Source organism: Nibribacter koreensis (genome assembly GCF_039541795.1).
Lineage (GTDB): Bacteria > Bacteroidota > Bacteroidia > Cytophagales > Hymenobacteraceae > Nibribacter > Nibribacter koreensis.
The window spans coordinates 1121495-1136235 of record NZ_BAABGX010000001.1; the positions used below are offsets into that span (position 1 = coordinate 1121495).

Sequence of the window (14741 nt, forward strand, 5' to 3'; positions counted from 1 at the left end):
GACACTAAAAAGTGCACAAAGAGGCCCAAGAATAGTTGTGTTGGTAGTTTCCCCACGATAGGCTTATGCAAAGCCTTCAACCCATTCCGATTTTAATGATGCTCAAAGACTAGAACTAGCTTTGATAATTCCTTTTACTATTATATACCAGAAAGGTTATACTATTTTCTATGAATTTTATAAATTATTTTTTACAAACTTAAATATTCAAAGATTATATATTTATTTTTCTTTAAAACAATAGCAACTATATTATATATGGTTGAAGAGGCTTTAAATGATCAAAGTTTGGGGCATAAAAAAACCCTCTCTAGACTAATCTAAAGAGGGTTTTTTACCCGTGTTGTGATCCCATTTGGATTCGAACCAAAGACCTACTGCTTAGAAGGCAGTTGCTCTATCCAGCTGAGCTATGAGACCATCGAAACAAAAATGAGTAATGGAGAATGTTTGTACATCCAACATTACTCATCTTCTTTCGTCGGGGTGGCAGGATTCGAACCTACGACCTCCACATCCCAAATGTGGCGCGATACCGGGCTACGCTACACCCCGAGTCCTGCAATTACCTAGTAAAACCAACTAACCAAACCCATCCTTCTGGGTAATTGCGGTGCAAAGATATAAACTGAAATCTTCTTATCAAAATTAATTTTCAAGAATATTTCGCGGAGAGAGGGGGATTCGAACCCCCGGTACCCTTTAGAGGTACGGCAGTTTAGCAAACTGCTGGTTTCAGCCACTCACCCATCTCTCCGGGTTGCTCTTTCGGTTAAAGAGTGTGCAAATATAGGCGAATAGGCCGCACTTTACCAAAGGCACAGAGAAAAAAAATCTCCAAGCTATCCCTAAATCCCATCAAGTAACTTCACACACAGGGGATTAAAATTTCTCTGGAGGCGTAAAAAATATTCAAAGCGGGTAATTAACGCAGCCCCATCAGGGCCAAGCTGGCTCCATAGGCGACTATTGCCGTGGTTTTGTATCTTTGTTCTGAGAGTCACCTACGCTCTTGCCTTAAACCTATCTATGACCTGGTACCTACCTTTTACTCTCTTGGAGCTTATGCTATGCCTGCTGTTTGCGGTGCTGTATGGCGGATATCTCTACAGAATTAAAAGTCTGGCTCGGCAATTCTCCCAAAAAGCCAATACCCTGTACATAAAAGCTGCCCTAAGAACGGTCTACGGCGCTCTATTGATGGTAGCTCTGCTGGGACCATCTTTTGGGGCCATGACCAAGGAAATAAGGACCAATGGCAAGGATGTTCTTTTGGCGGTAGATTTATCCCAGTCCATGACTGCCACAGACGTTACCCCCTCCAGGCTAGAGAAGGTGAAGATGCAGCTCCCTTCATTCTTGGAGCAGGCTAACTCAGACAGGATGGGCTTGCTTGGTTTTTCTTCCAGCGCCAATATGATCAGCCCTTTCACCTTTGACAAGAGTGCGCTGGTGTTGTTCATTCAATCCTTAAAGACCAACCAGGTTGCCCCAGAGGCGGCAAAGTTAGAACCGGTGCTGGCCATGGCCCTTGAGAAGTTTGAGAACATGCAGACCACCAGAGGATCTGAGCGCACCAAAGTCTTGGTAGTCTTCTCTGATGGCGAGACGTTTGGTGAAAACCTGCAAAACATCTCCCAACAACTTGTAAAGGATGGGATTCGTGTTTTTTGCGTTGGCATAGGCACCACCACCGGAGGTAAAATGCCTGAGGGGCGGTCTTTCAAGAAAGATAAGAACGGGCAGGTCATCCTGTCTAAGCTGGAATCTGAAAATTTGCAAAAACTAGCGGCCAAAACGGGCGGGGATTATTTTGAGATGAACCAAAACACTAATGAGCTGCCCCGGCTAGTGAGTGCCGTGAATGCCGTGCAGAGTGAGGTACGCCAGACAAAGGTGGTAGAGGTAGCCGCCAATAAATACTTTTATCCCCTGTTAGCGGCCCTGCTGCTTATTGTCCTGGATGTTTTGTGGACCCTTCAAGTACTACGTATATGAAAGGCTGGCTCTTACTCTTATTACTTTCTTTCGCCCCCCTAGACGGATTACAACGCATTAACTTGCGCAATACCTATGCAGTACAAGCCCAGGAAGCGTTTAGCAAAAAACAATACCAAAAGGCGGCTTTCCTGTTTGAGAAAGTTAAAAAGTCTGAAGGAGATGCGGTCTCTTTCGCGGTGCAGATGAACCTGGCTCACGCCTATTTTAATTTAAGGGATTACAGCCGCGCGGCGCCCTTGTACCGACAAATCCTTGCCAAGTCTAACCCATTGCAACAGGCTGTTATTCATTCCCAGCTGTCCGTCATAGAGGCAGAGGAAGGCAATTACACCAAGGCTTTGGCCTTATCTAAACAGGCGCTTAAGCTGGACGAGACCAACCTGGCCGCACGGTACAACTTTGAACTGCTCCAAAAATACCTTCTCCTCCACCCTGAAAAACAAAAGAACCTGCCGCCGCCCCAACAACAACAGAGACAGCAAAGCGCAGGCGGCAGTCCACAGGCAGGCGGCAGTCCACAGGCAGGCAACACCACCACAGCTCCTACCCCGCAAGGTGCTAACGGTTCTACTGCCACCAACCAGGATGGCACAGGCGCTGGAACTTCAGCTTCTTCTCAGTCAGGTCAGACTGGTAGGCAACAGGAGCAGGCAATAGGTTCTGAACCGGGAAAAACCCGTGGTCTGGACAGCCAAGGCAATGGGGACAATACCAGCGGATCTGCTGCCAAAGGAAGCAACCAGGCCGCAGGTGCCAATGACGCGCTCATGCAAACACGTTATGAGCGCCTCAAGAAAATGAACCTGAGCCCAGAAAAAGCCAGGCAGTTGCTAGACGCCATGAGGTCAGAAGAAACGCAGTATCTCCAACAGCTGCCCAGCAAAAGACATAGAGCCAAGCGCAGCAATGACCCAGACTGGTAAAGAGTGAGGGTTTGTTTTTGGCCTATTTTCAGCAAAACAAGCCAAAAACGATTTACCTGATACATAGAATCCTGCTAAAAGTAACACAGTTAACCTGCCTTCATGTTTTAGTTACCTAACAAGTGTTTGTTTAATTGCTCAGGAAAAAGTAATTTCATCCCATAAAACTTTGAAAAAACTGATATGCAGACCAAAGAAGTATATGTAATTTCTGCCGTTCGTACTCCCATCGGGAGTTTTGGTGGTGCCTTGGCTAGCCTTACTGCCCCGCAACTGGGTGCTATTGCCATTAAAGGCGCGGTTGAGAAAGCCGGCATAGATAAAAGCAAGGTACAGGAAGTAATCATGGGCAACGTCTTGTCTGCCAACGTTGGTCAGGCTCCTGCCCGTCAGGCCGCTATTTTTGCCGGTTTGGGGTATGAAGTAGAGTGTACTACCATCAATAAAGTGTGTGCCTCAGGTACCAAAGCCATCATGTTTGCCGCGCAGGCCATCATGCTGGGTCACAAAGACGTGATAGTGGCCGGTGGCATGGAGAGCATGTCCAATGTGCCGTATTACTTGGACAAAGCCCGTTGGGGTGCTAAGATGGGCCACAGCCAGATGATTGACGGCTTGGTGCGTGACGGTCTTTGGGATGTGTACAATGACTACCACATGGGCTCTGCCGCTGAGAATACGGCCAAAGAAATGGGCATCACCCGCGAAATGCAGGATGAATATGCCATCAGCTCTTACCGCAAATCTGCCGAAGCCGCCAAAGGTGGTTTCTTGAAAGATGAGATCATTCCGGTTGAGATTCCGCAACGCGGCAAAGACTCCATCTTTGTAACCGAGGACGAGGAATACTCTAAAGTGAACTTTGATAAAATCCCGGGCTTGCGTCCCGTGTTTGACAAAGAAGGAACTGTGACGGCCGCCAACGCCTCCACCTTGAACGACGGTGCTGCCGCCGTTTTGTTGATGAGCAAAGAAATGGCCGAAGAGTTGGGCGTGAAGCCTATCGCCAAGATCAGAGGTTTTGCGGATGCTGAGCAAGAGCCGAAGTGGTTCACCACCTCTCCTGCTCTGGCCATTCCTAAGGCTTTGAAAGTATCTGGCGTTGAGGCCTCTGAAGTAGATTTCTACGAGATCAACGAGGCCTTCTCTGTAGTTTCCATTGCCAACAACCAGAAACTGGGCTTAGAAGGCGGTAACGTAAACGTGTACGGCGGTGCTGTTTCTTTGGGTCACCCACTAGGAGCCTCTGGCGCGCGCATTGTGACAACTTTGATCAACGTTTTGAATAAGAAAGACGGAAAGATTGGCGTAGCCGGTATCTGCAACGGCGGCGGCGGTGCCTCTGCCATTGTGATTGAGCGCGTCTAGTTTTTTTCTGAACTATACTAACCTTAAAAAGCCTTACGTTCTATGTAAGGCTTTTTTTATTGCTTTGTATTTATGAACCGCATCTTTGCCATTTCCATATTTTCCCTCATTTTACTGCTGGTAGGTGTTTCAACAAGCCAGGCGCAGACCTCACGCATCGTGACGTATCATGACTCGCTGGGTACGGCCATCAAGGAAATCTACTTCATCAAAACCAAGCCTGACACGGTTCTGCATGGCTACTACCGCAAGTTCTACAAGACTGGTGAGTTAGAGGCTTTGGTGAAAGTGGTAGACGGGCAACGCGACAGTCTTTACACAGAGTTCTTTCCCAATGGAAAACCCAAACTTACCATCCCCTATAAGAACGGAAAGAAGAACGGCACCTTGGTAGCCGTGTACCCTAACGGAAATAAATCACAGGAGGGCCAGTATGAGAATGACTTGCAGAGTGGCACTTTCAAAACCTTTTACGAGAACGGCACTCTTAAGCAGGAAACCACTTTTAAGGACGGTTTTCCGGACGGCACCGTTAGAGAATACTACCCCAATGGCAAGCCCAAATCTGAAATCACCTACCAGCGCAAGGTACAAAGTGGCCCCGCCAAGACGTACCATGCCAACGGCGTGGTAGAATCTGAGGCTATGTACCGCAGCGGCATGTTGGAAGGCAGTTACAAAACTTATCATGACAACGGACAGTTAGAGACAGAAACCATCAGCGAGCCTAAAAGCAAAACCGCCAAATTTAAAAGCTACTACCCCTCTGGCAAACTAATGACCGAAGGTTCTTTGAAAGAAGGCAAGCCAGAAGGCCTCTCTATCTCTTACCATGAGAACGGACAGAAACGGAGCAGTCAAACCTATGTCAAAGGGATTAGGAACGGCAGTGCCATCACCTGGAACGAGCAAGGTCAGAAAGTGCAGGAGATTAAATATGCGAACAATGAGAAGGACCGCAAAATCACCAAGTTTCATCCCAATGGCGCTGTAGCCGCCGAAGAGGAATGGAAAGAGAACAAGAAATACGGCACCTGGCAGGAATTCTATGACAACAAGCAACCCAAACTAGCTGAGCCTTATAAAAATGGTAGAATCACCGGCGAACGCCTCACCTACCATGAAAATGGTCAACTGGCTTCTAAAGCTACCTACCTCAACAGCAAAATCATTTCTGCCGAAGTGACTTATTACCCTTCCGGCAAGCTAAAAACCGAGACGCTCTACAAAGACGGGCTCAAGTACGGCACGTTTAAGCACCTCTATGAGAATGGCAAAACCCAACTGGCCGGCACCTACCGCAACAACCGCGAAAACGGCACCTGGATTTACTTCGATGAGAACGGCAAGAAAACCAGAACCGTGGAATACAAGTTCGGGAAGATAGAGTCAGACAAGAAGCACTAATTGATTATTGTTAATATTAATAAATCCGTTTTTGGCCTGTTTTCTGTAAAACAGGCCAAAAACGGATTTTCATTTGATAGTAGGTTTCCTTCTAAAAATCAGCCGTTCATTCTATTTCACCTTTTCATAAAAGTAGGTATGGGTGACTTGGCCACTCCCAGCCTCTAACTTAATGTTCTCTTCTTGGTACTGAGTAGCTGTTACCGTAGTGATCTTAGTATAATATTCCTTCCCGAAACTGCTATAAAGTGTTCCGTTATTTTAAGTCAAATAATTTTCATGATAAGACCTTCCATTGGTGGTATTGTCTGGATTCACATAATACTCATCTACTTGAATTCCGCGTCCGTTGTACGTTTTAAGTATCACAAGATTGGTTAACACTTGTTCTGTTTTTGGGCTTCCATCTACGGTAGATTGTTTGATGACCTTTGATAGTTTCCATTTGCCTTGCAGCAACTGTAGTTGCTGTTCTACTTGGCTTAACTCATCCTTCTTACAGGAAATGAACAGAAAGAACAAAAGGAATAGGCTGGCAAGTAATCTAAACGAATAAGCTTTCAAATTTCAGTTGTTAAGGTTTATCTACTCTACAAGATAAACCTTAAACCTTAATCTACTTGAAAGCACTCCTTCAACAACTGACCATCAGCAATCAACTAAAAACCGTTTTTGGCCTACTTTTCAGAAAACAGGCTAAAAACGGAAAGTCTAAGGCTAACAAACGTTCTGTAAATTTCGGGGATTGGTTTTTGTGCCGTACTTTAGTCCCCTAAACTAGAAAGATAAAACTATGCAGGACGCCCTTACCACTACTCCGCTTCGCAACGACTGGAGCATGGACGAAATCCGCGCGATTTACCATAAACCTGTGCTGGAACTGATTGTAGAAGCTGCTCAGGTACATAAACAATATCAGGCCACCGGCGAGGTACAAGTATGTACTTTGCTATCGGTGAAGACCGGGGGTTGCCCAGAAGACTGCGCCTATTGTCCGCAGGCCGCTCGCTACCATACAGACGTGCCGGTGCACAAACTACTGAGCAACGAGGTGGTATTTGACGCCGCTAAAAAAGCAAAAGACGCCGGTTCTACCCGTTTCTGCATGGGTGCCGCCTGGCGCGAAGTGCGTGACAACCGCGATTTTGACCGTGTGTTGGAGATGGTAGAAGGCGTGAACGACATGGGCTTAGAAGTTTGCTGTACCCTGGGTATGGTGAACGAGTACCAGGCCGAGCGTTTAAAGCAAGCTGGTCTCTACGCCTACAACCACAACCTAGACACCTCAGAAGAAAACTATAGCAACATCATCACTACCCGTACCTATGATGACCGTCTGCAAACCATTGAAAACGTGCGCCAAGCCGGTATTTCTGTGTGCAGCGGTGGTATAATTGGCCTAGGCGAAACCGACGGCGACCGCATTGCCATGCTGCATGTGTTGAGCAATTTGCCACAGCATCCTGAGTCGGTGCCGGTGAATGCCTTGGTACCCGTAGAAGGAACGCCTTTGGCCGAACAGCCGCGCGTGAGCGTTTGGGAAATGGTCCGCATGATTGCCACCGCCCGTATCCTTATGCCAAAAACCATGGTGCGTCTGTCGGCGGGCCGTCAGGAGATGAGTACCGTTGAGCAGGCCATGTGCTTCCTAGCCGGCGCCAACTCCATCTTCTCCGGCGACAAGCTGTTGACCACGCCTAACCCAGGCTTCAACGATGACCAGGCCATGTTCCAGTTACTGGGCTTGACCCCAAGAAAATCATTCAAGGAAAACTCTGGCTGTGGCGTAAAAGTAGTAGCTCCAGAAGGCGCGCTAGCGGCAGAATAACTCTTCCTACATGGTGCCAGAACGCCTGTTGCGTCAGTTAGAGAACCGGGCACAGAAGGGAATTTTGCGTCAACTCCAGACACCGACAACGGGTTTGGTGGACTTCTGCTCCAATGACTATCTGGGTCTGGCTTCTTCACAAGAGTTGACTCAATTGGTAGAAGCAGAACTGGCAGGAACCCACCTACATGGGGCCACCGGTTCACGCCTACTGAGCGGCAACAGCGTATATGCCCAGGAACTAGAGGCGGCTTTGGCATTATTTCACCGCGCCGAAGCCGCTTTGCTGTTCAACTCTGGCTACGCGGCCAATGTAGGCTTTTTCTCTTCTGTGCCACAGCGCGGCGACACCATCCTGTATGACGAGGCCAGCCACGCCTCCATGAAAGACGGCATCCGCTTGAGTTTCGCGCAGAGCTTTGCCTTCCGGCACAATGACCTAGAAGACCTGCACGCCAAACTGAAGCGGGCCCGAGGCGATGTTTACGTGGCAGTGGAATCACTCTATTCCATGGACGGCGACCAGGCTCCTTTGGCAGATTTAGCGGCTTTGTGTCAGGAACAAGGTTTGTATTTGGTAGTGGACGAGGCTCATTCCAACGGCATTTATGGTCCCAATGGTGAAGGTCTGGTGGTAGAACTCGGCTTGCAGGAGCAGGTATTTGCGCGTATCATGACCTTCGGGAAAGCCCTAGGGAGCCATGGCGCCGCGGTCATTGGTCCGAAAGCCTTGCAAGAGTTTTTGCTGAATTTCAGTAGGGCTTTTATTTACACCACTGCTTTGCCGTTCGCCTCCCTAGCCACCATCAAAACTGCCTATCAGTTACTACCAAGCTTGGACCAAGACCGAGAAACCTTAAAGAAACTGGCTAAGCAATACCAAAATCAACTTACAGAATCAGGCGTTTTTGGCCTAAATTCTGGAAAAGGGACTAAAAACGGACCCATCCAATCCTGGCATCTGGCAGACCCACATGCCTTGAAACAATTAGCGGGCACAGTACAGGAAGCAGGGTTTGACGTTCGGCCCATCTTCTCTCCTACTGTGCCGCCAGGCACCGAGCGCCTCCGGATTGTGCTTCATGCCTTTAACACCCAAGAGCAGTTACAACAACTATGCAGTCTTCTCCTTCAGCACAGCCCAAGCGTTATTTTGTAACTGGCATAGGCACCGACGTGGGTAAAACCATTGTCTCAGCTATATTGACGCAAGCTTTACAGGCAGATTATTGGAAACCCGTTCAAGCTGGTAGCCTAGAGGCTACGGATACCATGCGGGTGCAGAGCTTGGTGAGTAATCCAACCTCGGTTTTTCACCCAGAGGCTTACCGCCTACAATTGCCTGCCTCGCCGCATCTGGCCGCCGCCCAGGAAGGCCTTGAGATATCTATGGAATCCATTCAACTGCCCCAGACGCAAAACCATTTAATAGTAGAAGGCGCCGGCGGCGTGATGGTCCCGCTCAACAATAATGAGCTGGTGCTGGATTTAATTGTAAAGCTAAACCTTGAGGTGATTTTGGTTTCTCGGAATTACCTGGGAAGCATCAACCATACCCTAACCTCCGTGGAAGTGCTCAAGTCCAAGAACATTCCCATTGCGGGCATCATCTTCAATGGAACGCCTAATCCAGGCACCCAGGAATTCATCAAGGGTTACACCCAATTGAAAATGCTTCCGGCGGTCTTAGAAGAAGAAGAATTTACGCCAGAAGTGGTGGAGAAATACGCCCAACTTTTCAGAAAAGCCCTATAGTCATGCTGAATTTATCTGAGAGAGATGTCCTGGTAAACTGGCATCCGTACACGCAGATGCACACTGCCGCCCCTCCCATTGGCATCACGCGCGGCGAAGGCACTTTGCTGTTTTCTGAGGACGGCCGAACCTTTATTGACGCGGTGTCTTCCTGGTGGGTGAACATCCATGGGCACGCGCACCCGCACATCGCTACAAAAGTGAGTGAACAGTTGCGCACGCTGGAGCATGTGATTTTTGCGGGGTTCACCCATGCCCCCGCGGTGGAATTATCTGAACGTTTGTTAAAACTGTTGCCAGAAAACCAATCCCGCGTCTTTTTCTCAGACAACGGCTCTACCGCGGTGGAGGTGGCTATGAAAATGTGCCTGCAATACTGGTTCGACCGCGGTGAAGCCAGAACCAAAATCATCGCATTCAAAGACAGCTACCATGGTGACACCTTCGGGGCAATGTCGGTGAGCGAGCGTTCTGCCTTTACGCGGCCTTTTCAACAATACCTGTTTGACGTGGTGTTCATTGACGTGCCGGTGGTGGGCCAGGAGGAACAAACGGTGGCGCAGTTGCAAGCCGCCTTGGCGACGGGAGACATTGCAGCCTTTATTTTTGAGCCATTAGTGCTGGGCACCGCCGGTATGGTCATGTACGAGCCTGCAGTTCTGGACCGATTGATTAAGCTTTGCCAGGAGCAGCAAGTGTTTACCATCGCAGATGAGGTAATGACGGGCTTTGGCCGGACGGGCAGACGCTTTGCCTGTGATTACCTGCACCAGCAACCCGACCTGATGTGCTTCTCCAAAGGTTTGACCGGCGGCACTATGGCCATGGGTGTGACTACCTGCACCGACACGCTGTACAGTTCTTTCCTAAGCGAAGACAAAACCAAAACTTTCTTCCACGGGCACTCCTACACCGCCAATCCCATCGCCTGCTCGGCGGCATTGGCTAGTCTGGACTTGGTGGAGCAAGATACTTTCCTAAAGGATTTAGCTAGAATCTCTGCCTCGCATCAAATCTTCGCACAAAGTTTGCAGGGTAAACCCGGCATCAAAGACATCCGGCAGACAGGTACCATTCTGGCTATTGAGTTTGCCACGGATACTACTTCGTACTTTAACAACCTTCGGGATACGCTCTATAACTTTGCAATTGACAGTGGCGTCTTGCTGAGGCCTTTGGGCAACATTGTATATGTACTGCCGCCTTTTTGCATCACGCAGGAAGAGTTAGAGAAAGTGTATGCGGTCATTACCGGCATGCGGGAACTGGTGGTAGAATCGTTTTCCGCCTGATTTCCAAAAAACAAGCCAAAAACGGAAGAGAGATGCAACAGGAATGGATTGTGGTAAGAGGAATGGGTTCGCTATCGGGCTTGGGCTGTACAGAGGCCGAAATAGCTGAGTCCTATGCTATCGGCAAATCTTGCTTTACTTCTTTCAAAGGCAACCAGAGCCTTGCCGTTTCACCGGTTTCTACATCCTCTGAAGAGTTGCTAGCGGCACTGTTGGTAGAGAAACCCAAATACGCCTCCTTAGACCGTTCTGTCTTACTGGCCATTGCAGCCGCGCGCCAGGCAGTGCGCCAAGCGGGTTGGGAAATGAAGGAGCATTCCATGGGCATTAACCTTGGCTCCTCCAGAGGAGCGACGGGCTTGTTTGAGCAGTTCCATGCTGATTTTCTAACCAACCCAGAGCAGCGGCTTTCTCCGATGGCCTCCCCTAGCACCACCATGGGTAATCTGGCCAGTTGGGTAGCACAGGACTTAGCAGCGCAAGGCCCGTTGATAAGTCATTCAGTAACCTGCAGTACGGCGTTGCAGGCGGTGGCCAACGGCGTGGCCTGGTTAAAGGCCGGCATGGCGAAGCGCTTTTTGGTAGGCGGCACCGAAGCGCCGCTCACCGATTTCACCTTGGCCCAAATGCGCGCCATTGGCATCTATTCTCCATTTTCGGCCAATGACCAGCCTTGCCGTCCCTTGAACGGACAGCAGAATACCTTTGTCTTAGGCGAAGGCTGCGCAATATTTGCCTTGGAGCGCATGACTGAAGCAGAGATTTCCCAACTGCCCACCCACCAGCGGATAGTGATTGCGGGCGTGGGTATGGGCTTGGAGCAGACTCCCTCAAAAACCGGGGTTTCCAAGGATGGCCAGCATTTTCAAAGGTCTATGCGAGAAGCTCTTCTTCAGGCGCAACTTTCTCCTGAGCAAATTGACGCCTTGGTCTTGCATGCCCCCGGCACCAAGGCAGGTGACGCCGCCGAAGTTGCAGCGGTTTCCAGTGTTTTTGATGAACATCAACCATCCCTATTCACCAATAAGAATCAGATAGGCCATACCTTGGGAGCCTCTGGGGCCTTGAGTCTTTCACTGGCAATGGCGCTCTTGCAGAAGCAATCCATCTCAAAACAGCTTCAACTTTCTAATGCTTATAGTGCTTCTTTAGCTCCTACTGCGGTGATGGTCAATGCCGCTGGGTTTGGCGGTAACTCGGCCAGCGTGATTTTGCGAACCCTGTAAAATCCTTCCTAGGTTTTGTAGGATTTTAGGTCAGCAGGAAATAGTACTTCATAAAGCTTATAACCCATTTGTCATCCTGAAAGGACCTTGTGTTCGAACTAGATAGGCAATGGCATTGAAACAAAGTACTCGCTCCTTTTCAATCTAACGTTGTTTCCTCTTTAGTAAACGTATCTACAGCTTGCCCACAAGGTCCTTTCAGGATGACAATAGAGAAAAAGAATACTGATAGAAGTAAACAATGCCTAATAGCAAATGCAGTGTCGTTTTTGGCCTGATTTCCAGAAAACAGCCCAAAAACGCCTTATATAAAAAGAGGAATAAATCTTGTCTAATCCACTCTGGCTTACCGGTATCTAGACTTTGTTTAGTAAATTCGCAGGTTTTATTTACGTTTTATGAAAATCATGAAATTTGGGGGCACGTCTGTGGGTTCAGCAGAACGCATGGGTGCCGTCTCACAACTCCTCCCCACACAGGAGCCGGTGATGGTCGTCTTGTCAGCGATGTCTGGCACTACCAACAGCCTGGTTCAGATTGGGCAGCAGCTGGCGCAACAAGATTTGGCGCAGGCTGAAGTATTTACAAGCCAACTAGAAGATCGCTATAAACAGGTGATCACTGAGTTATATAAACAGGACGCTTCCAAACACAAGGCCAAACAGGTCATAGACACTACGTTCCAGGACATCAGAAGTACGTTCACTTCTTCTTTCTCTCCTGCCTCTGAGAAAATCATTCTGGCGCAGGGCGAATTGCTGTCTACCCAACTTTTCCAGATTTACATGGAAGAGCAGGGCAAGCAGTCTGTTTTGTTGCCAGCCTTGGAGTTTATGCGCATCACCCAGGATGAAGAGCCCGACCAGGCCTACATCCGGGAGCACCTGCAACAGCAGTTGGCCCAATACCCAGACAACCAACTGTTCATCACCCAGGGCTACATTTGTAGAAATGCCCAAGGCCAGGTTGACAATTTAAAGCGCGGCGGAAGCGACTATTCTGCATCCATCATTGGAGCCGCCGTGCGTGCCCAGGAAATCCAGATTTGGACCGACATTGACGGCATGCACAACAACGACCCGCGCATTGTTAAGAACACCTATCCTATTGCCGAGCTGTCGTTTGACGAGGCGGCCGAGTTAGCCTATTTCGGCGCGAAGATTCTGCACCCGTCCAGCATTCTGCCAGCCCAGCAATTCAACATTCCGGTAAGGCTGTTGAACACCATGCAACCAGAGGCACAGGGTACGACCATCTCGTCTAAGCGCACCGGCAACACCATTAAGGCGGTGGCGGCCAAAGACGGCATTACGGCCATTAAAATCAAGTCCAGCCGAATGCTTTTGGCCTACGGTTTTTTGCGCAGCGTGTTTGAAGTGTTTGAACGTTTCAAGACGCCTATTGACATGATTACCACCTCTGAGGTGGCCGTGTCACTGACCATTGACAATGACACCAACTTATCCAGCATAATAGATGCGTTGCAAGGCTTCGGGAATGTAGAAATTGACACGGACCTGAGCATCATTTGCGTGGTGGGTGACTTCATGGAAGACAAGCCGGGTGATGCCCTGCGCGTGATTCAGTCCTTGAAAGAGATTCCGTTGCGCATGATATCCTACGGCGGAAGCAAGAACAACATCAGCTTGTTGGTAAACACCAGCCAGAAGAATGATGCCTTGCTGGCCATCAACGAGGGCGTGTTTTTGGAAAGGAGTTTAAACTAATGTTGCAGAACCATCTTTCTGAGATAAGTCAGCACCCTACGCCTTTTTACTTGTATGACCTTGGCCTGTTGCGTCAAACCTTGGCCTCGGCGCAGTTTGAAGCACAAAAATACGGGTACCATGTACACTACGCCCTCAAAGCCAATGCCAACGCGCCTATTCTGGCAGAAGTGCTGGCCCACGGTTTCGGGGCCGACTGCGTGAGCGGCAATGAGGTGCAACGCGCCTTGGACGCTGGCTTCACACCGGAGCATGTGGTGTTTGCCGGAGTGGGCAAGTCTGACTTTGAAATTAACCTGGCCCTGGACAATGACATCTTTTGCTTTAACTGCGAGTCTAGCCAGGAACTGGAAGTCATTAATGAACTGGCGGCCGCTAAAGGCAAAGTAGCTCAGGTGGCCCTGCGCATTAATCCCAACGTGGACGCCTATACGCATAAGAACATCACCACCGGTCTGGAGGAAAACAAGTTCGGGATAAACGCCTGGGAACTGGACGCCTTGTTGCCGCAACTGGCCCAATGGACCAACTTGAAACTGATTGGCCTGCACTTCCACATCGGGTCGCAGATTACAGATTTGCGGGCCTTTGAGAACCTGTGCACACGCGTGAATGAGATACAGCAGTGGTTTGAGGACAAGGGCTACACGTTTCCGCATTTGAATGTGGGCGGTGGACTGGGCGTGGATTATAAGAACCCAGACACCAACACCATCGCAGACTTTGCCAACTACTTTGCCATCTTCCACAGGTTGCTGGAAAAGCGCGAAGGCCAGCAGGTGCATTTTGAACTAGGTCGTGCGCTGGTAGCCGCCAGCGGAACCTTGATTTCTAAGGTGCTCTATATGAAGCACGGTCAGAAAACCAACTTCGTGATTCTGGACGCCGGCATGACAGAATTGATGCGCCCTGCCTTGTACCAGGCCTATCATCACATAGACAACCTGAGCAGCACGTTGCCCGCCCAGACCTATGACGTGGTAGGACCCATCTGCGAGTCTACAGACAGTTTCTCTAAAGCCATCCAACTGCCAGAAACCAAACGCGGTGACTTAATGGCCATTAGAACCGCCGGTGCTTACGGCGAGGTAATGGCTAACCAGTACAACCTACGAAACCGCGTACAGGCGGTTTATGTAAATTAAATTTTCGTTTTCGGGCTGTTTTCCAGAAAACAGCCCGAAAACGATTTTACTAGAATTGTTTTTAAACGA

Annotated in this window: 12 protein-coding genes and 3 tRNA genes; 11 read left to right on the forward strand and 4 right to left on the reverse strand. The window is 49.1% G+C overall.

All coding sequences use genetic code 11. The features are described from left to right. Positions 1 to 346: 346 nt before the first annotated feature. From ABD880_RS04885 to ABD880_RS04895, 3 genes are all read right to left on the reverse strand, one after another. Positions 347 to 420: transfer RNA gene (locus ABD880_RS04885), tRNA-Arg, on the reverse strand. A gap of 61 nt (positions 421 to 481) precedes the next feature. After that, positions 482 to 555: transfer RNA gene (locus ABD880_RS04890), tRNA-Pro, on the reverse strand. Positions 556 to 669: 114 nt separating this feature from the next. Then, a tRNA-Ser gene (locus tag ABD880_RS04895) sits at positions 670 to 757 on the reverse strand. A 272-nt stretch (positions 758 to 1029) separates the two neighbouring features. On the opposite strand from ABD880_RS04895, the gene ABD880_RS04900 reads away from it, so the two are divergent. The 4 genes from ABD880_RS04900 (at position 1030) to ABD880_RS04915 (ending at position 5699) form a co-directional block, all read left to right on the forward strand. Continuing rightward, positions 1030 to 1998, forward strand: coding sequence for a vWA domain-containing protein (locus tag ABD880_RS04900; RefSeq protein WP_345162943.1), 969 nt, complete (start codon positions 1030 to 1032; stop codon positions 1996 to 1998). A 62-nt stretch (positions 1999 to 2060) separates the two neighbouring features. Continuing rightward, a complete protein-coding gene (locus ABD880_RS04905) occupies positions 2061 to 2924 on the forward strand; it encodes a tetratricopeptide repeat protein (protein ID WP_345162946.1) in 864 nt (287 codons plus the stop codon). 183 nt (positions 2925 to 3107) lie between these two features. Then, positions 3108 to 4292 carry an acetyl-CoA C-acyltransferase gene (locus tag ABD880_RS04910; protein ID WP_345162948.1) on the forward strand — a complete coding sequence of 395 codons (1185 nt, stop codon included), beginning with the start codon at positions 3108 to 3110 and terminating at the stop codon, positions 4290 to 4292. A 72-nt stretch (positions 4293 to 4364) separates the two neighbouring features. After that, complete coding sequence (locus ABD880_RS04915; RefSeq protein WP_345162951.1) at positions 4365 to 5699, forward strand: toxin-antitoxin system YwqK family antitoxin; 1335 nt, start codon at positions 4365 to 4367, stop codon at positions 5697 to 5699. Positions 5700 to 5960: 261 nt separating this feature from the next. Here ABD880_RS04915 and ABD880_RS04920 read toward each other — a convergent pair whose 3' ends face one another. Beyond that, positions 5961 to 6263: a hypothetical protein gene (locus tag ABD880_RS04920; RefSeq protein ID WP_345162954.1), complete on the reverse strand. Its 303-nt coding sequence runs from the start codon at positions 6261 to 6263 to the stop codon at positions 5961 to 5963. Between the two features lie 229 nt (positions 6264 to 6492). Here ABD880_RS04920 and bioB point away from each other — a divergent pair, with 229 nt between their 5' ends. The 7 genes from bioB (at position 6493) to lysA (ending at position 14672) form a co-directional block, all read left to right on the forward strand. Continuing rightward, positions 6493 to 7527 (forward strand): biotin synthase BioB, encoded by a 1035-nt coding sequence (bioB, locus tag ABD880_RS04925; protein WP_066511796.1) that lies wholly within the window; start codon positions 6493 to 6495, stop codon positions 7525 to 7527. 10 nt (positions 7528 to 7537) lie between these two features. Then, positions 7538 to 8686 carry an aminotransferase class I/II-fold pyridoxal phosphate-dependent enzyme gene (locus ABD880_RS04930; RefSeq protein ID WP_345162958.1) on the forward strand — a complete coding sequence of 383 codons (1149 nt, stop codon included), beginning with the start codon at positions 7538 to 7540 and terminating at the stop codon, positions 8684 to 8686. Beyond that, positions 8644 to 9282, forward strand: a complete 639-nt coding sequence (bioD, locus tag ABD880_RS04935; RefSeq protein ID WP_345162961.1) for a dethiobiotin synthase — start codon at positions 8644 to 8646, stop codon at positions 9280 to 9282. The genes ABD880_RS04930 and bioD overlap by 43 nt, the downstream gene beginning before the upstream one ends. A 2-nt stretch (positions 9283 to 9284) precedes the next feature. Beyond that, the gene (gene bioA / locus ABD880_RS04940) at positions 9285 to 10574 is read left to right on the forward strand and encodes an adenosylmethionine--8-amino-7-oxononanoate transaminase (protein WP_345162964.1); all 1290 of its coding nucleotides are present in this window, start codon (positions 9285 to 9287) and stop codon (positions 10572 to 10574) included. 32 nt (positions 10575 to 10606) lie between these two features. Then, entirely contained in the window at positions 10607 to 11800 is a 1194-nt protein-coding gene (locus ABD880_RS04945) for a beta-ketoacyl synthase N-terminal-like domain-containing protein (RefSeq protein ID WP_345162967.1), read from the forward strand. 398 nt (positions 11801 to 12198) lie between these two features. Then, the gene (locus tag ABD880_RS04950; protein WP_345162969.1) at positions 12199 to 13527 is read left to right on the forward strand and encodes an aspartate kinase; all 1329 of its coding nucleotides are present in this window, start codon (positions 12199 to 12201) and stop codon (positions 13525 to 13527) included. Beyond that, positions 13527 to 14672: a diaminopimelate decarboxylase gene (lysA, locus tag ABD880_RS04955; protein WP_345162972.1), complete on the forward strand. Its 1146-nt coding sequence runs from the start codon at positions 13527 to 13529 to the stop codon at positions 14670 to 14672. The genes ABD880_RS04950 and lysA overlap by 1 nt, the downstream gene beginning before the upstream one ends. Positions 14673 to 14741 lie beyond the last annotated feature (69 nt).